Origin of the sequence: Micromonospora sp. NPDC007271, assembly GCF_040634005.1 — a bacterium.
GTDB lineage: Bacteria > Actinomycetota > Actinomycetes > Mycobacteriales > Micromonosporaceae > Micromonospora.
Window position 1 is genome coordinate 30,520 of record NZ_JBEYER010000054.1, and the last position, 19,674, is coordinate 50,193.

The 19,674-nt window shown below is 72.1% G+C and carries 28 protein-coding genes and 1 pseudogene; 12 read left to right on the forward strand and 17 right to left on the reverse strand.

Going from position 1 to position 19,674, the window contains the following annotated elements; genetic code table 11:
• Positions 1–3: 3 nt before the first annotated feature.
• From ABZ570_RS20165 to ABZ570_RS20195, 7 genes and pseudogenes are all read right to left on the reverse strand, one after another.
• Entirely contained in the window at positions 4–465 is a 462-nt protein-coding gene (locus ABZ570_RS20165) for a CBS domain-containing protein (protein WP_358065499.1), read from the reverse strand.
• 55 nt (positions 466–520) lie between these two features.
• Positions 521–2,290: pseudogene (locus ABZ570_RS20170) on the reverse strand (proline--tRNA ligase).
• A gap of 192 nt (positions 2,291–2,482) precedes the next feature.
• Positions 2,483–3,226 carry an MBL fold metallo-hydrolase gene (locus ABZ570_RS20175; RefSeq protein WP_358065502.1) on the reverse strand — a complete coding sequence of 248 codons (744 nt, stop codon included), beginning with the start codon at positions 3,224–3,226 and terminating at the stop codon, positions 2,483–2,485.
• A gap of 24 nt (positions 3,227–3,250) precedes the next feature.
• Positions 3,251–3,478 (reverse strand): NUDIX domain-containing protein, encoded by a 228-nt coding sequence (locus tag ABZ570_RS20180; RefSeq protein ID WP_358065505.1) that lies wholly within the window; start codon positions 3,476–3,478, stop codon positions 3,251–3,253.
• A 102-nt stretch (positions 3,479–3,580) separates the two neighbouring features.
• Entirely contained in the window at positions 3,581–3,997 is a 417-nt protein-coding gene (locus tag ABZ570_RS20185) for a type II toxin-antitoxin system VapC family toxin (RefSeq protein WP_358065508.1), read from the reverse strand.
• Positions 3,979–4,233, reverse strand: a complete 255-nt coding sequence (locus ABZ570_RS20190) for a hypothetical protein (protein WP_358065511.1) — start codon at positions 4,231–4,233, stop codon at positions 3,979–3,981. Before ABZ570_RS20190 ends, ABZ570_RS20185 begins: the two co-directional genes overlap by 19 nt.
• 37 nt (positions 4,234–4,270) lie before the next feature.
• Positions 4,271–4,687: a DUF4440 domain-containing protein gene (locus ABZ570_RS20195; protein WP_358065584.1), complete on the reverse strand. Its 417-nt coding sequence runs from the start codon at positions 4,685–4,687 to the stop codon at positions 4,271–4,273.
• 114 nt (positions 4,688–4,801) lie between these two features.
• Between ABZ570_RS20195 and ABZ570_RS20200 the strand changes: the two genes are divergently transcribed.
• The gene (locus ABZ570_RS20200; RefSeq protein ID WP_358065514.1) at positions 4,802–5,104 is read left to right on the forward strand and encodes a helix-turn-helix domain-containing protein; all 303 of its coding nucleotides are present in this window, start codon (positions 4,802–4,804) and stop codon (positions 5,102–5,104) included.
• Between the two features lie 18 nt (positions 5,105–5,122).
• Here the strand turns inward: ABZ570_RS20200 and ABZ570_RS20205 are convergent, their stop codons facing one another.
• Positions 5,123–5,308 carry a DUF397 domain-containing protein gene (locus ABZ570_RS20205; RefSeq protein WP_358065517.1) on the reverse strand — a complete coding sequence of 62 codons (186 nt, stop codon included), beginning with the start codon at positions 5,306–5,308 and terminating at the stop codon, positions 5,123–5,125.
• A complete protein-coding gene (locus ABZ570_RS20210) occupies positions 5,299–5,694 on the reverse strand; it encodes a DUF5753 domain-containing protein (RefSeq protein ID WP_358065520.1) in 396 nt (131 codons plus the stop codon). Before ABZ570_RS20210 ends, ABZ570_RS20205 begins: the two co-directional genes overlap by 10 nt.
• On the opposite strand from ABZ570_RS20210, the gene ABZ570_RS20215 reads away from it, so the two are divergent.
• The 3 genes from ABZ570_RS20215 to ABZ570_RS20225 all read left to right on the forward strand — a co-directional run bounded on the left by ABZ570_RS20215 (position 5,654) and on the right by ABZ570_RS20225 (position 7,331).
• The gene (locus ABZ570_RS20215; RefSeq protein ID WP_358065523.1) at positions 5,654–6,058 is read left to right on the forward strand and encodes a hypothetical protein; all 405 of its coding nucleotides are present in this window, start codon (positions 5,654–5,656) and stop codon (positions 6,056–6,058) included. The genes ABZ570_RS20210 and ABZ570_RS20215 overlap by 41 nt on opposite strands.
• A gap of 74 nt (positions 6,059–6,132) precedes the next feature.
• A complete protein-coding gene (locus tag ABZ570_RS20220) occupies positions 6,133–6,741 on the forward strand; it encodes a permease-like cell division protein FtsX (protein ID WP_358065526.1) in 609 nt (202 codons plus the stop codon).
• A 59-nt stretch (positions 6,742–6,800) separates the two neighbouring features.
• Positions 6,801–7,331, forward strand: a complete 531-nt coding sequence (locus tag ABZ570_RS20225; RefSeq protein WP_358065529.1) for a SigE family RNA polymerase sigma factor — start codon at positions 6,801–6,803, stop codon at positions 7,329–7,331.
• 21 nt (positions 7,332–7,352) lie between these two features.
• Here the strand turns inward: ABZ570_RS20225 and ABZ570_RS20230 are convergent, their stop codons facing one another.
• The 6 genes from ABZ570_RS20230 to ABZ570_RS20255 are packed head-to-tail and all read right to left on the reverse strand — an operon-like array spanning position 7,353 to position 9,897.
• Positions 7,353–7,928, reverse strand: coding sequence for a hypothetical protein (locus ABZ570_RS20230; RefSeq protein ID WP_358065532.1), 576 nt, complete (start codon positions 7,926–7,928; stop codon positions 7,353–7,355).
• On the reverse strand, positions 7,928–8,467 hold the full coding sequence (locus ABZ570_RS20235) for a DUF6286 domain-containing protein (RefSeq protein WP_358065535.1): 540 nt from the start codon (positions 8,465–8,467) through the stop codon (positions 7,928–7,930). The genes ABZ570_RS20230 and ABZ570_RS20235 overlap by 1 nt, the downstream gene beginning before the upstream one ends.
• Positions 8,468–8,479: 12 nt before the next feature.
• Complete coding sequence (locus ABZ570_RS20240) at positions 8,480–8,899, reverse strand: Asp23/Gls24 family envelope stress response protein (RefSeq protein WP_358065587.1); 420 nt, start codon at positions 8,897–8,899, stop codon at positions 8,480–8,482.
• A 5-nt stretch (positions 8,900–8,904) separates the two neighbouring features.
• Positions 8,905–9,084, reverse strand: coding sequence for a hypothetical protein (locus ABZ570_RS20245; protein WP_358065538.1), 180 nt, complete (start codon positions 9,082–9,084; stop codon positions 8,905–8,907).
• A 16-nt stretch (positions 9,085–9,100) separates the two neighbouring features.
• Positions 9,101–9,439, reverse strand: a complete 339-nt coding sequence (locus ABZ570_RS20250; protein ID WP_358065541.1) for a hypothetical protein — start codon at positions 9,437–9,439, stop codon at positions 9,101–9,103.
• On the reverse strand, positions 9,436–9,897 hold the full coding sequence (locus ABZ570_RS20255) for an Asp23/Gls24 family envelope stress response protein (protein ID WP_358065544.1): 462 nt from the start codon (positions 9,895–9,897) through the stop codon (positions 9,436–9,438). The genes ABZ570_RS20250 and ABZ570_RS20255 overlap by 4 nt, the downstream gene beginning before the upstream one ends.
• 251 nt (positions 9,898–10,148) lie before the next feature.
• On the opposite strand from ABZ570_RS20255, the gene ABZ570_RS20260 reads away from it, so the two are divergent.
• The 6 genes from ABZ570_RS20260 (at position 10,149) to ABZ570_RS20285 (ending at position 15,566) form a co-directional block, all read left to right on the forward strand.
• Positions 10,149–10,679 carry a SigE family RNA polymerase sigma factor gene (locus tag ABZ570_RS20260; RefSeq protein WP_358065547.1) on the forward strand — a complete coding sequence of 177 codons (531 nt, stop codon included), beginning with the start codon at positions 10,149–10,151 and terminating at the stop codon, positions 10,677–10,679.
• Positions 10,676–11,464, forward strand: coding sequence for a hypothetical protein (locus tag ABZ570_RS20265; RefSeq protein ID WP_358065550.1), 789 nt, complete (start codon positions 10,676–10,678; stop codon positions 11,462–11,464). The genes ABZ570_RS20260 and ABZ570_RS20265 overlap by 4 nt, the downstream gene beginning before the upstream one ends.
• A 183-nt stretch (positions 11,465–11,647) precedes the next feature.
• Positions 11,648–12,415, forward strand: coding sequence for an SGNH/GDSL hydrolase family protein (locus tag ABZ570_RS20270; protein WP_358065553.1), 768 nt, complete (start codon positions 11,648–11,650; stop codon positions 12,413–12,415).
• A gap of 2 nt (positions 12,416–12,417) precedes the next feature.
• Positions 12,418–12,864: a hypothetical protein gene (locus ABZ570_RS20275; RefSeq protein WP_358065556.1), complete on the forward strand. Its 447-nt coding sequence runs from the start codon at positions 12,418–12,420 to the stop codon at positions 12,862–12,864.
• A gap of 65 nt (positions 12,865–12,929) precedes the next feature.
• On the forward strand, positions 12,930–13,832 hold the full coding sequence (locus ABZ570_RS20280; RefSeq protein WP_358065559.1) for a sulfurtransferase: 903 nt from the start codon (positions 12,930–12,932) through the stop codon (positions 13,830–13,832).
• Positions 13,833–13,931: 99 nt separating this feature from the next.
• Positions 13,932–15,566 carry a hypothetical protein gene (locus tag ABZ570_RS20285; protein WP_358065561.1) on the forward strand — a complete coding sequence of 545 codons (1,635 nt, stop codon included), beginning with the start codon at positions 13,932–13,934 and terminating at the stop codon, positions 15,564–15,566.
• Here the strand turns inward: ABZ570_RS20285 and ABZ570_RS20290 are convergent.
• Together ABZ570_RS20290 and ABZ570_RS20295 are read right to left on the reverse strand one after the other, a co-directional pair.
• Entirely contained in the window at positions 15,544–15,969 is a 426-nt protein-coding gene (locus ABZ570_RS20290; protein WP_358065564.1) for a hypothetical protein, read from the reverse strand. The genes ABZ570_RS20285 and ABZ570_RS20290 overlap by 23 nt on opposite strands.
• A gap of 29 nt (positions 15,970–15,998) precedes the next feature.
• Positions 15,999–17,312 carry an MFS transporter gene (locus ABZ570_RS20295; RefSeq protein WP_358065567.1) on the reverse strand — a complete coding sequence of 438 codons (1,314 nt, stop codon included), beginning with the start codon at positions 17,310–17,312 and terminating at the stop codon, positions 15,999–16,001.
• 133 nt (positions 17,313–17,445) lie between these two features.
• Here ABZ570_RS20295 and ABZ570_RS20300 point away from each other — a divergent pair, with 133 nt between their 5' ends.
• Both ABZ570_RS20300 and ABZ570_RS20305 read left to right on the forward strand, forming a co-directional pair.
• Positions 17,446–18,066 (forward strand): TetR/AcrR family transcriptional regulator, encoded by a 621-nt coding sequence (locus tag ABZ570_RS20300; RefSeq protein WP_358065570.1) that lies wholly within the window; start codon positions 17,446–17,448, stop codon positions 18,064–18,066.
• 126 nt (positions 18,067–18,192) lie between these two features.
• Positions 18,193–19,560, forward strand: a complete 1,368-nt coding sequence (locus tag ABZ570_RS20305) for a biotin carboxylase N-terminal domain-containing protein (RefSeq protein WP_358065572.1) — start codon at positions 18,193–18,195, stop codon at positions 19,558–19,560.
• Positions 19,561–19,674 lie beyond the last annotated feature (114 nt).

A 19,674-nucleotide genomic window follows, 5' to 3' on the forward strand; every position in this document is an offset into this window, starting at 1 on the left:
AGGCTATCCCCGCCGCGTCGCGTCCCGCCCGGCCGAGGTGTTGGCAAGGGGCACCTCCCCTGCCGGAGGCGTCAGGAAGGGGTCCCTCCTCTCGTCGAGCTGCATGGCCAGGTCGCCGAGGGAGATGATGCCGACCAGCTTGCGCTCGTTGTCGCAGACCAGCACCCGCCGGATGTTGCGTTCCCGCATCAGGGCGACCGCCTCGCCGGCGGTGCAGTGCTGCTCGATCATCACCACCTCACGGGTGATGACCGAGCCGATCGTGGTGGTGGCCGGATCGGCCCGCTCGGCCACCGCCCGGACGACGATGTCGCGGTCGGTCAGCATGCCGGCGAGAGCCGCCCCGTCGGTGACCACCACGTCGCCGATGTCGGACTCCCTCATCACCCTGGCCGCCTCGTCCAAGGTGGTCTCCACCGGCAGGTAGACCACCTGCTTTGTCATCACGTCGCTGACCCGGTACATGAAAGCCTCCGAAACCCCTCGATCGATCCGACAGCGGTACCCCCTGGCGCGTCCGCTACACCCGTTCGTGGCGCGCCCCGCGTACCTCGGCGAGCAGCCGCTCGACCAGGCCGTCCACCGGCAGTTCGACCCGCTCGCCGGAGGCCCGGTCGCGTAGCTCGACGTACCCCTCGGCGAGCCGGCGGCCGACCACGACGGCGCGCGGGATGCCGACCAGTTCGGCGTCGGTGAACTTCACCCCGGCCGAGACGTGGGTACGGTCGTCGACCAGCACCCGCAGGCCGGCGGCCGACAGGTGCCCGCCGAGCTCCAGCGCCGCGTCGAGCTGCGGCCCCTTCCCGGCCGCAACCAGGTGTACGTCGCACGGCGCGACCGCTGCCGGCCAGACCAGCCCCCGGTCGTCGTGGTGCTGCTCGGCGACCGCCGCGACCGCGCGGGAGATGCCGATGCCGTAGCAGCCCATGGTGGGCCGGACCGGCTTGCCCTCGGGGCCGAGCACGTCGACGGTGAAGGCGTTGGTGTAGCGGCGACCGAGCTGGAAGATGTGCCCCACCTCGATGCCCCGCCGCATGGTCAGCTCGCCGTTCGCGCAGGCCGGGCAGGGGTCGCCGGGGCGCACCTCGGCGGCCTCGATGGTGCCGTCCGGGGTGAAGTCGCGCCCGCAGACCACGTCGACCGCGTGCCGCCCCGGCTCGTTCGCGCCGGTCAACCAGGCGGAGCCGGGCACCACCCGCGGGTCGACCAGGTAGCGGATGCCGTGCTTGGCGAGGATCTGCGGGCCGATGTAGCCGCGGACCAGCTCGCGATGGTCCGCCCAGTCCTCGAACACCGCCACCGTGGCCGGGGCCAGCACCGCCGCCGCCCGCTTGAGGTCCACCTCGCGGTCCCCGGGCAGCCCGATCACCAGCAGTTCCGCCTGCTCCGCGCCCGGCCGGCGTACGGTCAGCACCACGTTCTTCAGGGTGTCGGCGGCGGTCCAGTCCGTCCGGCCGCCCAGGGCACGGGCGTTGGCCAGTTCGACCAGCGAGGCGATGGTGGGCGTCTCCGGGGTGTCGTGCACCGCCATGGCGGGGTGCGCGTCCGGGTCACCGGCGGCCGGCGCGCGGGTCACCACCGCCTCCGTGTTGGCCGCTTAGGCGCAGGCCGTGCAGCCGACGAAGCTGTCCTCCCCGACCGGGGTCGCGGCCAGGAACTCCTCCGACGCCGAGCCACCCATCGCCCCGGACATAGCGCGCACCACGGTGAAGTCCAGCCCGAGCCGCTCGAAGACCTTCGTGTACGCGGCGCGGTGCCGGTCGTAGGCCGCCTGCAGCCCCGCCTCGTCCAGGTCGAACGAGTACGCGTCCTTCATCAGGAACTCGCGCCCGCGTAGCAGGCCGGCCCGGGGCCGGGCCTCGTCGCGGAACTTCGTCTGGATCTGGAACAGCGTCACCGGGAAGTCCCGGTACGAGGTGAAGAGGTCCTTCACCAGCAGCGCGGCCATCTCCTCGTGGGTCGGGGCGAGCAGGTGCTCGGCGCCCTTCCGGTCGGCGAGGGTGAAGATGTCGTCGCCGTACTCCGTCCACCGCCCGCTGGTCCGGTACGGCTCGGCCGGCAGCAGCGCCGGGAAGTGCACCTCCTGGTCGCCGATCGCCGCCATCTCCGACCGGACGATCTCGGTGATCCGGTCCAGCACCAGCTTGCCCAGCGGCAGCCAGGCGTACCCACCCGGGGCGGCGCGGCGGATGTAGCCGGCGCGGAGCAGGAGCCGGTGGCTCGGCACCTCGGCGTCGGCCGGGTCCTCGCGCAGGGTCCGGAGCAGCAGGGTCGACATGCGCAGCAGCATTGTCGCAGCGTACGGCGGTCGAGTCGGCCGGGCGATCCAATTCAGGCCAGGCGATGGTGTGCCCGTCGCCGCCTTTGGAACTGATGGCGCAGACGATTCAAGCGCGACGGGCCATGCTCAGGTTTGGGTGCGTTCCTTGTCCCTCCGACGACAAGAAACGCACCCAATGGCAGCCGTACGCTCACAAAAAAGCTAGGAAAGCTCCAGGCTCAGGTCAGGCGCTGCGACGACGATCTCGCCCCGGTAACCGTCGCCGGCGGCGGCGCGAGCCGCAGCCGGATCGGTGCCGGGCCACAGGTGGGTCAGGATCAGCTTCCCGACGCCGGCCTCCGTGGCCTGCCGGCCCACCTGGCGGGCGCTCGACAGGTAGCGTCGCGAGTCCTCCGGCACCTCGTCCACGTGAGTGGCCTCGGCCAGCAGGAGGTCGGCGTCGCGCGCCAGCGCCACCACGTCGGGGCTCGGCCCGGTGTCACCGGTGTACGCGAGCACCCGGCCGCCGGCCGTCAGCCGCACGCCGGCGTTGGGCACCCAGTGCGGCAGCAGGCGGGTCTCGGCACGGAACGGGCCGATGTCGAATGCGCTGCCGGCGGTGAACTCGTGCAGCACGTAGGCGTCGTCCAGCATCCCGGGGCGGTCCAGCGCCAGCACTGCGTCGAGCGCGCCGGGCAACGCGTACACCGGCAGCGGTGGTGGTGGATCATCGCGCAGTGCGCGCGCCCGGAGCAGCGGGTTCAGGTCGGCACAGTGGTCGGGGTGGCCGTGGCTGATGAACACCGCGTCGACCTGATCCGCGCCGATCTGTTGCAGCAGCCGGGGAAAGGCCGCGTAACCGAGGTCGACGAGCAACCGGAAGCCGTCATGCTCGACCAGGTAGCCGCTGCATGCCTGCCCCGCCTCCGGCCACGCACCGCATCCGCCGAGGACTGTGAGTCGCATTGACGGACCGTATCGGCCGATTCGTCACCCGTGCCACCTTGATTCGCACCGCCCACCACATGGACGGGAGTCGAGGTCGGCGGCCTCGACTACCAGGCCGGTCTCCTCTCGTACCTCATCGATCGCGGCGCTGACGAAGCTTCCTCCCGGCTCGGCTGCCCCTGCCGGTATCTCCCAGAGACCAGAGTCACGACGTTGCTGGAACAAGATTCGCTCGGCCGAGTCGAGGAGGACGACCTGCGCTCCGGGCATGAGCAGCAGTCGAGAGCCGACCAACTGCCGAAGCTGCCAGGTGTAGGAGCCGACATAACCATCCGGTGATCAAACCAGAGAGGCGTGTGGCGCGGCCCAGCCTCAGGCCGCCGCGATCAGGCGAATCTCGCAGCGAACCCCGCTCGCTTTGGCGAGCCGCCCGTCCCCGGTCACGAGCGGGCAGGCGAGCGCTTCCGCCGCAGCGGCGTATGCCGCGTCGTACGCGCTGACGTTGCCTCGCAGTTGCCACATCCTGTTCAGCAACGCGGCCGTGGCGACCTCGTCGATGACCAGCGCCGGCAGCGACTGGATCGCCTCCTGAGCACGTGCGAGAGCGAGTTTGTTGCCGAGAACCTTGCCCCGGATCACCGACATCACCTCGACCAGGAGATGCCCCGGAGCAGCCCAGTGCGGATCCGCGGTCAGTTCCGATCGCGCCGCGTCTCCGACGGGACCGTCATCGACCAGAGCGTCGGCGAGGACGGAGGCGTCCACGATGATCACGCCGCGTCTCCCCACGGTCCGCGCCGCTCCCGCTGGTCGGTCAACTCCGCCGTGCTCTCTCCCGGCAGCGAGCGGGTGCCATCCGACCGGCCGGAGAAGCGATCGAGGATTGCGGTGTTACGCAGCCGGCGGGCCTGCGTCTCGACCAACTCCAGCAGGTACGTTTGGAGCGACTGGCCGCGCGCCTTGGCCTCGGCAGCAAGCGCGTCCCGTACTTCTTCCGGCACGTCGCGGATCTGGAGAGCAACCATGCATTCATTATGCATGCATGCGCCGCTACAAAGGCCCTCACGGTTCACCGCTGCCGGTCGCGATACCGAACGGGTTGTCGATGACGTACCGCCAGTAGCCGTCCGCGCCGCGTCGGGCGACGTCGGTCGCCGTGGCCGAGATGTGTACGTGCTCGCCATCCGGCAGCCGGCCGTCGATAACCCAGTCGACGATCAGCAGCGCAAGGTCGCCCTGGACGTAGATGCGTCGGGGCGTGACCGTGATCGGCAGACCGAGGCGGAGAAACTCATCGTTCGCCGCCCTGCGCGCCTCGCCGCTGACCGGTTCCCCCGAGGGCAGGACGAACAGCGCGTCCGGTTCGTATATCTGGTCGAGGATGGTGCCGTCGCCGGTGTTGAACGCCCGGGCGAACACCGCCGGATGCTCGGTGGGGTCAGTTGTGAGGGCACCATTGACTGCGTGATCGACATCCATGGCGAAAGCCAAGCAAGGCTCGAAGTGGGTCACCAAATGGAAACTCACGGCTGGGACCCAGAGCTGGTGCTGGATTCCTCGGGGCGTACGACGCGACCCGAGCCAGACTGCCCGGTGGAGATGGCTCTCGCCGCTATTGCTGGCCGCTGGACAACGCTGATCCTCCGCGACCTCATGTCCGGCCCATGCTCGTTCGGACAGCTACGCCAACGCCTGCCGTCGCTGAGCGCCAAGGTGCTGGCCGACCGGCTGCGCGAGCTGGAATCCCGCCAGTTGGTGACCCGGGAGCGACTGAGCGGCTTCCCGACTCGCACCCGATACGCCCTGACCACGCGCGGACGAGCGCTACGGCCGCTACTGGTCAGCCTGTACGAGACCGGCACCGCCCTCCGCGACCTTGCGGACCTCCCACGGTGACGTCGGAGCCCGTCCGAGTCAGTGGCGCTTGGCGTACGCGACGAAGGTGCGCCAGGCCGCCGGGTCGAAGGTGAGGACCGGGCCGGTGGCGTCCTTGCTGTCGCGGACGCCGACGACGCCGGGCAGATTGTCGGCCACCTCGACGCAGTCGCCCTGGGTGCCGCTGCGGGTGGACTTGCGCCAGGTGGCGCCGGTCAGCTCCATGACGTCATCACATCCTTCATCAGCTCGATCGACTGCTGGCGAGACAGTGCCTCGCTGCGGACGCTCTCCCACCTCGCCAGCAGGATAGCCAGATCCTCATCTTTGTCGACCACGTCGCCGCCGAGCTGTGTCTCCAGGTGACCGACCCAGCCGCCGTCGGAGCCGCGGGCCAGCGAGAAGGGACCGACCAGCCCGACGTGCAGGGCGACGGTGGCCGGAATGATGTGGACGTGGATGTGCGGACGCTGGGCGCACTCGATCAGATGCGCGATCTGCTCCACCATGAGCCCGCGGAAGCTCTCGTCGGCCCGGCGGAGCACGGCCTCCTCGATCACCGCGACGTACATGGGCGGATCGGGGCTGAAGAGGCTTGACTGCCGGTCCATTCGGCCCGACACCCGCTTCTCCACCTCGCTGCCGATCCCGCGCCTCGGGCCGTACCCCGACCGGCCCCGGCCCTACCCGCCCGGCCACCCACCACACCTGCCGATCCGGCCGCTGTGGGTGTGCCGGGCCTGCGGGCAACCGTGGCCGTGCGCCGAAGCCCGCCTGCTGCTCAAGGTCGAATATGACGACAACCCCGCCGACCTGGCCATCTACCTGTCCGGCCTCTACCACGAGGCCACCCACGACCTGTTCCGCCTCAACCCGCACGACGGCCCCACTCCACGGGACCTGTTCGAGCGGTTCGTCGCCTGGGGTCGGTACCGGAGGGGCCTGGTCGAGCCACCGCGGTCGCCGGACCGGTAGCGGGTCGGTGTGACCGATCCGGTGCCCCAACCAGTCATCACAGGTAGCAGTCCAGCGGACCACGGAGGTGAACCTTGGACCAGAACCTGCGGCTTCTCTTCGACCGTGCTCTGGCTGACGAGCCCGAGCCGCCGCCGGGTGACCTGGCCGGCCGGGCCATGGCCACCGATGCCAGCCGGCGCCGCCGCCGACACCGGCTGGTGGCCGCGGCCGCGGCGGGCGTGGCCACCATCGCGGCCTTGGGGGTGGTGAACGTGGCGACGCCGCCGGGCGGCCCGACGCCACCGGAGACGGTGCCGGCGGCCTTCGCGACGCTGGTGAACCCGGCGTGCGAGTCCCCGGCCCGGAACACCGCGACCGACGTTTCGGTCTTCCTGACCATGGACGTCACGGATCAGCAGCGCAGCGCGGTGAACCGCGAACTGGCGGCGGATCCGGTCGTCCGGACGGTGCGGTTCGTGAGCCGCGAGGAGGCCCTCGCCAGGTTCCGGAAGACCTTCGAGGACAAGCCGGAACTCGTCGCCGCCGTCAAGGCCGAGCAGCTGCCCGAGTCGTTCCGGATCAAGCTGGTCGGGCGGTCGCGGTACGCCGGCCTGGCGGCTCGCGTCGGGCGTATGCCTGGAGTCGACGAAATGGTCGGCAGCGTGTGTCCCGCAGGCGCGAGCGTTTGGGCGGACCGGTGATGGCGGATGCCGGGACCGCCCCCGCCCCAGGATCGCCCGGGGAGGCCGGACGTGGCCTGGTGGCCCGGTGGGGCGCGGCCCGGCGGCGTGCGCAGACCGCCCGGCAGGCGGAGTTCACCGCGTTCGTGGAGGCCACCGCGCCGAAGCTACGGCGCACGGCCTACCTGATGTGCCGGGACTGGCACCTCGCCCAGGACCTGACCCAGATCACCTTCGCGAAGATGTACGCGGCGTGGGGCAGGATCCGGCGTACCACCAACCTCGAGGCGTACAGCCGCCGCGTGCTGATGAACGCCGTCTTCGACCAGAAGAAGCGGCGCAGCGACTCCGAACTCGTGCTCGCCGAGCCACCCGAGGTGCCCCATCACCGGCCCGACGGCGCCGTGGAGTTGCACGTCGCCCTGCTGCGGGCGCTGGCCACCCTGCCCCTCCGTGACCAGGCCATCGTGGTGCTCCGCCACTGGGAGGATCAGAGCGTCGAAACGGTCGCCGGCGTCCTCAACGTGTCCGTGTCGGTGGTCAAGACGCGGAACGCCCGCGCACTGAGCCGGCTGCGGGCGGTGCTGGGCGAGGACTTCGTACGGGCCTGACCGGGCCCTGGCGCGCGCCCGTCAGCCGATGCGGACGCTCCGGCCGCTGCGGTAGGTGAGGTCGAGGGTGACGGGCAGGTCCGGTTTGCCGAGGGCGTACCGGATGCGGGGCAGGGCGAGGGCTTCGAGCCGCTCGCGCAAGGCGGCGATGTCGGCGTCGGGAGCGGCCGTGACGCTCAGTGCCAGGCGAGGAGCGTTCGGGCTGCCCCAGAGCCGGGTGTCGACGTCGTCCACGCCGGGGCAGTCCGCCACTTCCGCCCTGACGGCGGTGGTGAGGGCACCGGCGTCGAGGACGGTCCGCTCCGTGCTGCCGTCGGGACTGACGTTGATGCGCCGCTGGCCGGGCTCGATGCTGACGACGGTGGAGAGCCAGCGCAGGCCGAGCAGCGCGAGGATCGCGGCTGCCAGGGCGGCCACCGGCCAGAACCAGCCGCCGTGGGCACCGATGAAGTGCGCGGGCGGGTTGTCGACCAGGTGCCGCCGGCTGAAGCCCCGGCCGAACGCGTCCGCACCGGCGAGGAGGATCGCGATGCCGGCGGCGAGCAGGATCAGCGCGAGAACGGTGATGAGGATCCGGTGGGTGCGGTCGCCGCGCATCAGTGCTGCTCCCCGTTGCTGATCCGCACCGACAGGGTCGGTGCCGAGGCCAGGCGCAGCGCGTCGAGGCGGTGCTGGGCGGCCGAGGCCACCGCCTGGTGCAGCGAGTCCATCGCCGGTGCGGTGCCGTCGCGGAGTTCGGCACGGACGCGTACGTGGTGCTGGCCGACCACGACGTGGGCATCGTCGATGCCGTCGACCTCGAGGGCCGCGTTCCGCAGCGTACGGGCCAGGCCGCGCCGGGTGACGGCGGCGTCGGTGGCGGGATCGACGGGCTGCAGCCGCAGCCGCTGGGGCCTACGGGGTTTGAGCTGCGCGACGAGCAGGAGCAGCCCGACGACGGCGAGGGCGACACCGATCAGCCGCACGAACCCGCTGCCCCAGGTGGCGCCGGACGCCCAGCGGTAGAGGCCGGGCCAGTCCAGCACGATCGGCCTGGCCCCGACCGCACGGGCGACGATCTCGATCAACACGAGTACGGCGCCGAGGGTCAGCCCCAGGCTCAGCAGGAACGCGAGCAGACGGTTGGTGATTCGCACTGGGGCCTCGATTCAATGCACCCGGCGGCCGGCCGCCGGGTCGGTGACCAGGTCGGTGACGGTGATCCCCACCTCCTGGACCCGTAGCCCGGTCAGGTCCGACACGCGGGCCCGGACGCGCTCGCGGACCTGCGCGGTGACCTCCGGGATGCTGGCCGGCCAGCGGACGCTGATGGACAACTCGATGCGGGTCGCCGACCCCTCGATGTAGGCGGACGCCTTCCCGGCGGCCTCCAGGTCGGCACGGCGGATGCCGAAGCGACCCGCACCGGGCAGGGACCGCCCGAGAACCCGCGGCGTCGCGCTGCCCGCCTCGGCGATCTCCCGCGCCGCCCGTGCGGCGATCTTCTCCACCACCCGGTCGTGGATGTGGAGCCGGCCCAGCTCCTCCTGCGGTGGCTGGCCCGGCCCGCCTGAGACGGCGTCGGTCATCGCGGTCACTGGCTGCTCCGCCGGCCCTGGACGTACGGGGCGAGGTTGACCTCACCGGCGAAGAACTTCGCCACCCCCCAGCCGATCAGCGCGAACAGCCCGACGATCACCATCTGACCGAAGCTGCCGAACGCCACGGCGAAACCCAGCGCCAGGCCGGTGCCGACACCTATCAACTTGATCATGTTGTCGCTCTTCCCATCATGCTGTACGGACAGCCGCTCCGGCCGGAGGTGGCTCCTCCAGATCGGCGATGACCACGTCGACCCGGCGGCCGGCAGCCAGCGGGGCCACCGCCGCCCGGACCTCGCCGGCGAGCTTCTCGGCCGTGACTCCCCACCGGCCCCGGACCTGCACCACCACCGCGTCGGCGTCGACTGCCACGCCCTCGATCTGTCGACCGGGCAGGTAGGTGGTGCGGCCGCCGGCCCAGCCCGCGGTCAGGCCCACCACGTCAGGGCAGGCGCGGACGGCGGCCGCGACGGCGTCCACGTCGACGCCGTCGACCACCGCGTCGGGCCGCCCGATGATGGCAGTCATGACACCCGCGACTCCTGCCGCTGGCCGTCGGCCTCGGGCAGGTGCACGTCATCCACGCTGATGTTGACCTCGACGACGTTCAGGCCGGTCATCCGTTCGACGGCCGTCTTCACGTTGCGCTGGATGTTCCGCCCCAGATCAGCGATGCTGACCCCGTACTCGACGATGACGTCCAGGTCGACGGCGGCCTCGTTCTCGCCGACCTCGACGCCGACCCCCTGGGAGACGTTCGGCCCGCTGCTGCCCGGGATCCGTTCCCGGATGGCAGTGAACGCGCGGGTGCCCGCGGTACCCATGGCGTGGACGCCCGCCACCTCGCGGCACGCCATGCCGGCGACCTTCTGCACCACGTTTTCGGCGATCATGATCTTGCCGTCTTCGTTGGTGAGCCTGTTCTGGCGGGCTGGCGGGGTGCCACCCGCTCGTCCAGCCTGTTCGGTTCGGGTCTGCTGACTCATGGGCGTGCGCTCCTTCGGCTGCTCATCTGTCCGGCGCGTGGACGCTTCCTCAGAGTGCGGGCCGCGGGACCACTGGCACGCCTTTCGACTGGTACTTCCTCCTTTCGGGGCAACGGCGACGCAAACCGTGGCCCCGGGCGCTCCGGTCTGCCGCGCGAACATTCCGGCCGGGGCGGCAACCCTGCTCGGTCAAGGTGGCGTCTGGGGAGGCGTCACGATGGCGCAGCACCTCACCCCAAGGATCGGCTCGTGTGAACCCTCTCCTGAGTGAGTTCGACTCGTTTGTGCGAACTCGTACCCCCGCACTACTGCGCTCGGCGTACCTGCTGACGGGTGACCAGCACCTGGCCGAGGATCTCGTCCAGTCCGCGCTGGCCCGGACCCACCGCTCGTGGAACCGGCTGCACGACAGCGGCAACGCCGAGGCGTACACCCGCAAGACCATGTACCACCTGCAGGTCTCCTGGTGGCGGCGACGCCGGGTGGCCGAGTCGATGCCGGGCGACCTGCCCGAGCCGCGCGGAGGCGACTCGACCCGCGACCACGCCCAGCAGACCACGATTCGGCTCACCCTGCGGGCCGCGCTGGCGAAGCTCTCGGCCAAACAGCGGGCCGTGCTGGTCCTGCGCTTCTTCGAGGACCGCACCGAGGTCGAGGCCGCCGAGATGCTCGGCGTCACCGCCGGCACCGTCAAGAGCCAGACCTCGAAGGCCCTGGCCAGGTTGCGCCGGGTCGCCCCGGAACTCGCCGAGCTGTACGTCATGGAAGGGACCACCCGATGAACCAGGATCGCCTACGACTCGACCTTGCCAGCCTGGCCGACGAGGTCGCCCCGGTCGATCTGCGGGACCGCGCCCTGCGTACCTCGCGTCGGCTCGGCATCCAGCGGGTCGTGGCCACCTCGGCCGCCGCCCTCGTGCTGCTCGGTGCCGCCACGGGCACCGCCCTCGCGATCCGGCCGAACGGTCAGGGACCGGCCCCCAGCCCGGCGACCACCAGCAGTGGGCCGCCGGTCGAGGTCACCCCCACCCCGACACCCTCGAAGTCGCCGTCCAAGGGCACCACGCCGTCCAAGGGCACCACGCCGTCCAAGGGCACGACGCCGTCCAACACCGGGCGGCCGTCCGGCAAGCAAACCCTGGTACTGGGCCCCGACGGCCTCGGTGCCCTCAAGCTGGGCATGTCGAAGAAGGAGGCGGCGGCCACGGGCCTCATCAGCGACTTCCAGCGCTTCGACGCGAGCGTCTGGCCGGGCTGCCCCAACCGAGCCGAGATGAAGGGCGGCGGGGGCGCGGTTTGGTTGTCGACCCGCCTCGGCGTCGCCTCGATCGAGCCGCGGGCGGAAGTAAGGACGGCCGAGGGTATCCGCGTCGGCTCCCCCCGTGCGGACGTGCTCCGGGCGTACCCGACGTGGCGGCCGGTGGACGGGAACGGCACCCCCGGCGAGGACGGCCGCGGGCTCGTCCCGGTGCCCGGTAACCCGGACGCGAAGTTCCGGATCGTGATCCAGAACGGCAAGGTGTCGTCCGTCGGCCTGCAGTTTGCCCAGCAGGACTGCTACGAGTAGCAGCCGCCAGCGCGCGAGAGGGGCGGACCATCGACGGTCCGCCCCTTCTCGCGGGTGCGCTGTCACCTTCGTCACGGTCACCGTCGATGACCTCGGCCACGTCGTACGTGGGGTCGAGCGGCGAGAGCGCGGGCGGTGACAAACTGTCCAACGTAGCTCGGCGGGACGTCAGAGGGAGGCGCGGTGCGCTGGCGCAGCTTCGTGGCGGTGGGTGACAGCTTCACCGAGGGGATGAACGACGCCTATCCGGACGGCACGTACCGCGGCTGGGCGGATCTGGTGGCGACCCGGCTCGCCGCCGAGGCCGGTCCCGACTTCGGGTACGCCAACCTGGCGATCCGGGGCCGCCTGTTCTCGAACATCGTCGCCGAGCAGGTGCCGGCCGCCCTGGCCATGAAACCCGACCTGATCAGCTTCGCGGCCGGCGGCAACGACGTGCTGCGGCGTACCTTCGACGCCGACTCGTTCGTCCCCCGCTTCGACGCGGTCATCGGCGAGCTGCGCGGCAGCGGCGCCGACGTGATCCTCTTCCGGTTCGCCGACGTGATGGCCCGGCTTCCCGGGCAGCGGCTCGTCGCCCCCCGGGTGAACCTGCTGAACCGGGTGGTGGGGGAGGTCGCCGAGCGCCACGGCGCCATCCTGGTCGACCTGTACGCCGACGACACCTACCTGAACCCCCTGCTGTGGAGCACCGACCGGCTGCACATGTCGGCGGCCGGGCACCGGCGGGTCGCCGGGCAGGTGCTCACCGCGCTCGGGGTGGGCTGCGACGAAGAGTGGCTGCTGGTGCCGCCGCACCCCGCGCCGACCCCGTGGCTGGCCGCCCGCGCCGCCGACCTGCGCTGGGCCGGGCAGCACCTGGCCCCGTGGATCAGGCGGCGGCTGACCGGTCGCTCCTCCGGTGACTTCGTCACCGCGAAGCGGCCGGCGCTCGGGCCGATCACCGACTGACAGTGCTCACCCTGCACGCCGCCCCGCTGCTGCGGGCGACCCTCGACGCCGAGCCGGCCACCGGGCTGGCCGTCCTGGTCGACGGCGACCGGATCGGCGCGGTCGGCCCGCTCGACGAGCTGACGGAGGCGTACCCCGGGGTGCGGGTGCGGCGGTGGGCCGGCACCCTCGGGCCGGCGCTGGTGCACGACGGGCCGCTGCCGCCCGCCCCCACCCCCCGGGAGCGGGTGCACGCGCTGTTCCGGCGCGGCGTCGCCGCGGTTCCCGCGGCACACCTGGCCGATCCGGCGCTGCGGGCCGCCGCCGTCCGCAACGACGTGGCGGTCGTGGACGACGCCCGCCCGCCGACGCTGGTGGTGGGCGGGCGGGCCGATCTGGCGGTGTTCGGCGCGGACGGCGATTGCCTGGCCACGGTGGTGGCCGGCCGGCTGGTGCACCGCCGCGCCTGACCGCCGGTGCCGCTGATTTTCGGCAGACCGGCTGTCGGCCCGGGAACGGGCGTACCTTGGGGCTCATGCCTGTGCCGACTGATCCGAATCCCCGCTTCCAGTCGTACGCCGATCCGCAGCGCCTGGTCAGCACGGAGTGGCTGGCCGAGCACCTGGGCGACGAGGGTCTCGTGGTGGTCGAGTCCGACGAGGACGTGCTCCTCTACGACACCGGCCACATCCCGGGAGCCGTGAAGGTCGACTGGCACACCGAGCTGAACGACCAGGTGACCCGGGACTACCTCGACGCGAAGAGCTTCGCCGAACTGTGCGCGGCCAAGGGCATCGGCCGGACCGACACCGTCGTCTTCTACGGCGACAACTTCAACTGGTGGGCCGCGTACGCCCTCTGGGTCTTCTCCCTCTTCGGTCACCCGGACGTGCGGCTGCTCGACGGCGGCCGGCAGAAGTGGATCGCCGAGGGGCGGGAGCTGACCCGGGAGAAGACGACCCGGCCGCGCGCCGAGTACCCGGTGCCGGAGCGGAACGACGCGCCGATCCGGGCGTACCGGGAGCAGGTGATGGCGCACGTCGCCGCCGGACGGCCGCTGGTCGACGTCCGCTCGCCCGGCGAGTACACCGGCGAGATGCTGCACATGCCGGACTATCCGCAGGAGGGCGCGCTGCGCGGTGGGCACATCCCCGGCGCGGTCAACAAGCCGTGGAAGTCCGCCGCGAACGACGACGGCACCTTCAAGTCGACCGACGAACTGCGCGCCATCTACGCCGACCAGCTCGGCCTGAGCCCGTCCGACGACGTGGTGGCGTACTGCCGGATCGGCGAGCGGTCCAGCCACACCTGGTTCGTGCTGCACCACCTGCTCGGCTACCCGCAGGTTCGCAACTACGACGGCTCGTGGACGGAGTGGGGCAACCTGGTCCGCGCCCCCGTCGTGAAGGGCGACCAGCCGGGCGGCCTCGCCCGCTGAGCCCGACCGGGGGGCGATCCGGCGTTGTCTCCTGCACCCGGCCTCCAACAGGGCAGGCTGGCTGGGTAAGCGGTCGCCGGAGCAGCCGAGGGAGGGGGCGTGCGTCGTCTGGACAACCGGTTCGTGGCGCTGCTCGCGGTGGCCGCCGTCCCGCCGGCCGTCGAGGGGATCGTCCTCGACGCGTTCCGGTTCCGCGCCGCCGAGGGGCTGGCTGCGCAGGTCACCGCGGTCTGGCCGTACGACACGTACCACGACCTGCGGTGGCTGCTGGTCTACCACGACTCGTGGTCGACCTTTGCGATCGGACTGGTCGGGCTCATCCTGCTCCGGGCGTCGCTCACCACCGCGCTGGTCGTCCTGGCCTGGCCGCGGCAGGTGCCCCGGCCGAGCCTGCGCTGGCTGGCCCGGCGGAACCTCGCGCTGACCGTGCTGGTCGTCGTGGTGGTGTCGCCCTGGGCGGCCCTGTCGATCGCCGCCTCGGTGGTCGCCCTCTCCTGGCTGCTGCTCGCCTCGCTGCTGCCGCTGTTCCTGCTCGCGCCGTTCCTGCAACGCTCCGCCGTGGTCGGCGACTGGTGGCGCGGGCTGCCCTCGATCGAGCTGGTCGGCTGGGCCCTGCTCAACTTCGTGGTGCTCACCGTGGGCGGGGCGGTGATCTGGGCAGTGCCGATCGGGTGGACGGCGCCGGTGGCGGCAGTCGCCGGGGCGGTCAACGGGCTGCTCTGGCAGCGCACCGTGGCCGCCGCCCTGCTGCCGCGCCGGCCGGCCCGCTGGGCGCGGGTGCCCGCCGCCCCGCTGGCGATCCTGCTCGCCTTCATCGTGCCGGTCGTCGTGCAGCCGGCGATTGCGGCCCTGCCCGGCCGGTCGGGCAAGCCGCCGTCGGTCGTGCTGTTCGACCGGCCGTTGCCGTCCGCCGTCCGGCACGCGGTGATCTTCGTTGCCGGGCACGGCAGCGTCTACGACGGGGAACCTCCCGTCGACCCGAACGTGCAGTGGTTCTCCTATCGAGGGCTGGATTCGCAGGGCCGGCCCCTGCCGTTCGGGTTCCGGGACACCTACCGGTCGATCGAGTCCAGCGTGGCGATGCTCAACACGCAGGTGGAACTGCTGCACCGACGTACCGGCCGGCCGGTGGCCCTGGTCGGGCAGAGCGAGGGGGCCATCGTCTCCCGGACCTACCTGGCCCAGCGGGCGCATTCGCCGGTGAACATCCTGGCCATGTTCAGCCCGCTGATCAACGCCGGCCGGTCCTACTACCCGCCGCCCGGGGTTTCGCAGGGCTGGGGCGTTGCCGCCGGCTGGGAGCTGCGAGTCCTCTTCCGCCTGGCCGACGTCCTCGCGATGAGCGGCAGCGGGCCGGACGAGCCGTTCGTCCGGTCGATCCTCGACAACGCCCCCTTCTATCGGAACGACCTCATGTGCCCGGTCCCCGGCGTGCGGATCGTGGCGTTCCTGCCGACCACCACCGCCACCGAGGCTCCGCCGGGCGAGTACGCCGCCGTTCCGGTCTTCCAGATGCCGTCCGTGCACGGTGGTCTGCTCACTCGGCCGGTGGTCCAGGCAAGTCTGCTGAACTTCCTCGAAGGGGCATCGGTCAGCGCGCCCGAGCGCGGTTACAAGCTGATCCAGGATCTTTCCGCCGCCTGGCAGGCTCCGCCGCTGCCGGTGCGCCTCAACCCGGTCTGGCGGGGCGAACGGCTGCCCGACCCGGCCTTCAGCGACAAGGTCTGCCGCTGACGTCGTCGGCCCGAGCGCTTGGCCGCCGGACCAGCCAGAGCAGCCGCAGCGCCGCCACCGCGAGCCCGATCGAGATCACGGCCCAGCCCGGCTCGAACGGGAGCATGACCAGGTGGAGAAGGATGGTGGCCACCGCGGCCACCGCGGCGAGCCGGACCGACCAGGGGCGGGTGGTGAAGAGGAGCACCCCGCCCAGCACCACCAGTACCGTGATCCCCAGGTGCGCCCACGACCAACCGGTCAGGTCGAGGTGGAGCAGTCCTTCGGGGCCATCCACCACGTACCTGTCGTCGTCCAGGTCGCTCGCCCCGGCGAGACCGTCGAAAAGCCCGGACCCGGCGAGCAGGGCTCCCGCCAGCCTCCGCCGTCGGCACCTGAGGCGCGTCTCGTCGTGCTGCGTCACCCCGCCCTCCTCCCGCCGTTCCTCTCAGCCTAGATACGGGCGGCCGGCTCCACCCGGCGCTCGGCACGTCCGCCGGTGCCGCTCAGCGTTCGCCAGGCAGCCACGGTGACCAGGGCGAAGATCCCAGCCGCCGCCCAGCCCACCGGGGCCAACCCGTACGCCTCCCCGGCGAACCCGGCCAGCGCCGCCCCGACCGGCGCGCTGGCCAACCCGATCACCCGCTGCGCGGCGCCGACCCGACCGAGCAGCTCCGCAGGCACGTGCCGCTGGCCGTACGCCGACCAGAGGCTGTTCCAGGTTGTTGTGCCGGCGGCGAAGCAGGCCAGCGCGACGCCGCCGACCAGCGGGTGCCGCGTCAGCGCGAACGCGGTCAGCGCGACGGTCTGCCCGAGGAGCACCCCGCGTAGTGCGGGCAGGGTGCCGAAACGCTTCGCCACCCGTCCGGCGGCGAGCGCCCCGACCAGCCCGCCGACCACCGCTCCCGCCGCGAACAGCCCGTACGCCGCCGCCGGCACCCGCAGCACCTCCTGCGCGTAGAGCACCAGCACCGCCAGGAGTCCACTGATGGCCAGGTTCGACCCCATGGACGCAAGGGAAACCCGAAACAACACCCGCTCCCCCCGCACCCACCGCACCCCCGCCCAGATCTCCCCCCAAACCGCCCCCCACCCCCCACCCCCGCCCCCGCCCTCGTCGATCTTGCAGTTGCCGACGCCGATATATCCCTTTTCGGCGCTTTTTGCGGGACCGTAAGTGCAAGATCGCGCAGTGGGGGTGGGGGGTAGGGCGAGGAGCAGGAGGGCGGCGAGGGTGAAGGTCACGGCGTCTAGGGCGAACGGGAGGGGGGCGGCCAGGGCGAAGAGCAGGCCGGCGAGGGGGGCGCCGAGGAAGCCACCGGCGACGGCGCTGCCGGCCTGGAGGCGGCCGTTGGCGGTGGGCAGGGCGGCCGGCGGCACCAGCGAGGGCAGTACGGCGAACGAGGCCGCGTCGAAGAGCGTGCCGAGGGCGGCGAGCAGGAACGCGACCGCCACCAGGGCGGCGATGCCGGCCCGTCCGGTCGCCACCAGCACGGCCAGGGCGGCCACCACGACGGCCCGCGCCCCGTCCACCGCCGCCATCGTCCGGCGGCGGTCCCACCGGTCGGCGTACGCGCCGCCGAGCAGGCCGAGGAGCAGCGGCGGGAGCTGCCCGGCGACGGTCACCGCCGCGATCGCCCGCGGATCGCGGGTCAGCGTGGCAGCCAGCAGGGCCAGGGCGGGCGTACGCAGGGCGTCGCCGAACCGGGAGGAGACGGCGGCGGACCAGAGCAGCCGGTAGTTGCGGCCGAGGGCGGGAGCGGTCATGCCGATGGACCCTGCGGCCTGCACCGGGTCGAGGGTCAAGCGGACGGGACGGACGACCCGCGGCGGACGGGGTGAGGCAACCGACGGGTAACCGAACCTCCACCGCTTCGCGTCCGAGGTCTAGGCTGGCCCGGTGACGGTGGGACAGCGGACGCGGGGTGCGGTGAACGGAGCGACGGGTCGACGCCGGTCCCGGCGGGACGAGATCCTGGAGATCGCGGTGGGGCTCTTCGCCGCCCGCGGCTACCACGGCGTGTCGATGGACGACATCGGCGCGGCCGCCGGGGTGACCGGCCCGGCCCTCTACCACCACTTCGCGGGCAAGGAGGCCATGCTGGTCGCCGCGCTGATCCCGGTCAGCGAGGGCCTGCTCGCCGGTGGGCAGGAGCGCGCGGCCAACCACCCGGACGACCCGCGCGCCGTGCTGGAGTCACTGATCGACTTCCACGTCGACTTCGCGCTGGCCAATCCGGCGGTGATCGCCCTGCACCTGCACGAGCTGGACCGCCTCCCCGACGAGCCGCGCCGCCGGATCCGCCGGCTGCAGCGGATGTACGTCGAGGAGTGGGTGACGGTGCTGACCGCCCTGCACCCGGGGCTGCCGGACGGCGAGGCGCGGGTGCTCGCCCACGCCGCGTTCGGCCTGATGAACTCCACCCCGTTCCTCGGCGGCGAGGTGGACCGCCGCCGCCGGGCCGAGCTGCTGCGCGGCGCCACCCTGGCCGCCCTCCTCGCCCCCACCAACCCCGCCTGACGGCCCGCTCCTGTTATGACGGGGCCCCTGCTACACGCCGAGGCGTTAAGAGGGGGCCCCTCCTTACACAACGGGCGGGCCGTGGTTGGCTGACAGCGTCCCCACCCCTGGACGCTGGAGGAGAGCATGATCGAGTCGCTGCTGATCGCCAACCGGGGCGAGATTGCGCGCCGGATCATCCGTACCGCGAAGAAGCTCGGGATCCGGGCGATCGCGGTGCACTCGGAGGCCGACGCCGGCCTGCCGTTCGTCACCGAGGCGGACGAGGCGGTCTGTGTCGGCCCGGCCAACCCGGCCCAGAGCTACCGGAACGTCGAGGCCATCCTCGCCGCCGCCAAGTCCACCGGTGCGCAGGCGATCCACCCCGGCTACGGCTTCCTGTCGGAGAACGCCGACTTCGCGCGTACGGTCGAGGCCAGCGGCCTGATCTGGGTCGGGCCCGGCGCGGACGCGATCACCGCGATGGGTGACAAGATCAACGCCCGGAACCTGATGGCGGCGGCCGGGGTGCCGGTCGCGCCCGGCACCACCGACCCGGCGGCCGACCTGGACGCGGCGGTCGCCGCCGCCGCGGAGATCGGTTACCCGGTCATGGTCAAGGCGGCGGCCGGGGGTGGCGGCATGGGCATGGGCGTGGCCACCGACGAGGCCGCGCTGCGCACCGAGTACGACAAGGTCCGCTCGTTCGCCGAGCGGATGTTCGGCGACGGCTCGGTGCTGATCGAGCGCTACTTCCCCCGGGTACGCCACGTCGAGGTGCAGATCCTCGGCCTGGCCGACGGCCGGGTGGTCGCTCTCGGCGAGCGGGAGTGCTCGGTGCAGCGGCGCAACCAGAAGCTGGTGGAGGAGTCGCCGTCCCCGGCGGTCTCGCCGGAGCTGCGCGAGCGCTTCCTCGCGGCGGCGGTCCGGGCCGGTGAGGCGGTCGGCTACCGCAACGCCGGCACGGTGGAGTGCCTGTTGGTCCCGCGCCAGCGGGACTTCAAGGGTGACGGCTCCGGCGTCGAAGAATTTTTCTTCCTGGAGATGAACACCCGGCTCCAGGTCGAGCACCCGGTCACCGAGTACGTCTACGGCGTCGACCTGGTGGAGGAGCAGCTGCGGGTGGCGGCCGGCCTGCCCCCGACCTTCGACCCGGACGCGCTCACCCCGCGCGGGCACGCCATCGAGCTGCGCATCAACGCCGAGGACCCGAAGCGCTTCCTGCCCGGCCCGGGTGCGATCACCACCTGGAACGAACCGGCCGGCGAAGGCGTCCGCGTCGACTCCGGCTACGTGGCCGGCAACACGGTCACCCCGTTCTACGACAGCCTGATGGCCAAGCTGATCGTCAGCGGCAAGGACCGCACCGAGGCCGTCGAGCGGGCGAAGGCGGCGGTGGCCCAGTTCGAGATCGTCGGCCCGAAGAACAACCTGCCCTTCTTCGCCGAGCTGCTGGAGAACGCCGAGTTCCGCTCCGGCGACTACGACACCGGCATCGTCTCCCGCATGCGCTGACCCACCTGTCCCGGCCTGGGGTTTGGGGGGGAGCCCCCCCCCCCCCCCCCCGGCCGCACCCCGGCCCCCGCCCGCCCCCAAATTACGTTACCCCGCCCCAACCCCCACACCGGC

Bases quoted from the DNA above. Each gene is read 5' to 3' on its own strand.
- ABZ570_RS20165 (WP_358065499.1), bottom strand. From the start codon at position 465: ATGTACCGGGTCAGCGACGTGATGACAAAGCAGGTGGTCTACCTGCCG.
- ABZ570_RS20175 (WP_358065502.1), bottom strand. From the start codon at position 3,226: ATGCGACTCACAGTCCTCGGCGGATGCGGTGCGTGGCCGGAGGCGGGG.
- ABZ570_RS20180 (WP_358065505.1), bottom strand. From the start codon at position 3,478: ATGCCCGGAGCGCAGGTCGTCCTCCTCGACTCGGCCGAGCGAATCTTG.
- ABZ570_RS20190 (WP_358065511.1), bottom strand. From the start codon at position 4,233: ATGGTTGCTCTCCAGATCCGCGACGTGCCGGAAGAAGTACGGGACGCG.
- ABZ570_RS20195 (WP_358065584.1), bottom strand. From the start codon at position 4,687: ATGGATGTCGATCACGCAGTCAATGGTGCCCTCACAACTGACCCCACC.
- ABZ570_RS20205 (WP_358065517.1), bottom strand. From the start codon at position 5,308: ATGGAGCTGACCGGCGCCACCTGGCGCAAGTCCACCCGCAGCGGCACC.
- ABZ570_RS20215 (WP_358065523.1), top strand. From the start codon at position 5,654: ATGGGCGGATCGGGGCTGAAGAGGCTTGACTGCCGGTCCATTCGGCCC.
- ABZ570_RS20210 (WP_358065520.1), bottom strand. From the start codon at position 5,694: ATGGACCGGCAGTCAAGCCTCTTCAGCCCCGATCCGCCCATGTACGTC.
- ABZ570_RS20230 (WP_358065532.1), bottom strand. From the start codon at position 7,928: ATGCGCGGCGACCGCACCCACCGGATCCTCATCACCGTTCTCGCGCTG.
- ABZ570_RS20240 (WP_358065587.1), bottom strand. From the start codon at position 8,899: ATGACCGACGCCGTCTCAGGCGGGCCGGGCCAGCCACCGCAGGAGGAG.
- ABZ570_RS20245 (WP_358065538.1), bottom strand. From the start codon at position 9,084: ATGATCAAGTTGATAGGTGTCGGCACCGGCCTGGCGCTGGGTTTCGCC.
- ABZ570_RS20250 (WP_358065541.1), bottom strand. From the start codon at position 9,439: ATGACTGCCATCATCGGGCGGCCCGACGCGGTGGTCGACGGCGTCGAC.
- ABZ570_RS20255 (WP_358065544.1), bottom strand. From the start codon at position 9,897: ATGAGTCAGCAGACCCGAACCGAACAGGCTGGACGAGCGGGTGGCACC.
- ABZ570_RS20265 (WP_358065550.1), top strand. From the start codon at position 10,676: ATGAACCAGGATCGCCTACGACTCGACCTTGCCAGCCTGGCCGACGAG.
- ABZ570_RS20280 (WP_358065559.1), top strand. From the start codon at position 12,930: ATGCCTGTGCCGACTGATCCGAATCCCCGCTTCCAGTCGTACGCCGAT.
- ABZ570_RS20295 (WP_358065567.1), bottom strand. From the start codon at position 17,312: ATGACCGCTCCCGCCCTCGGCCGCAACTACCGGCTGCTCTGGTCCGCC.
- ABZ570_RS20305 (WP_358065572.1), top strand. From the start codon at position 18,193: ATGATCGAGTCGCTGCTGATCGCCAACCGGGGCGAGATTGCGCGCCGG.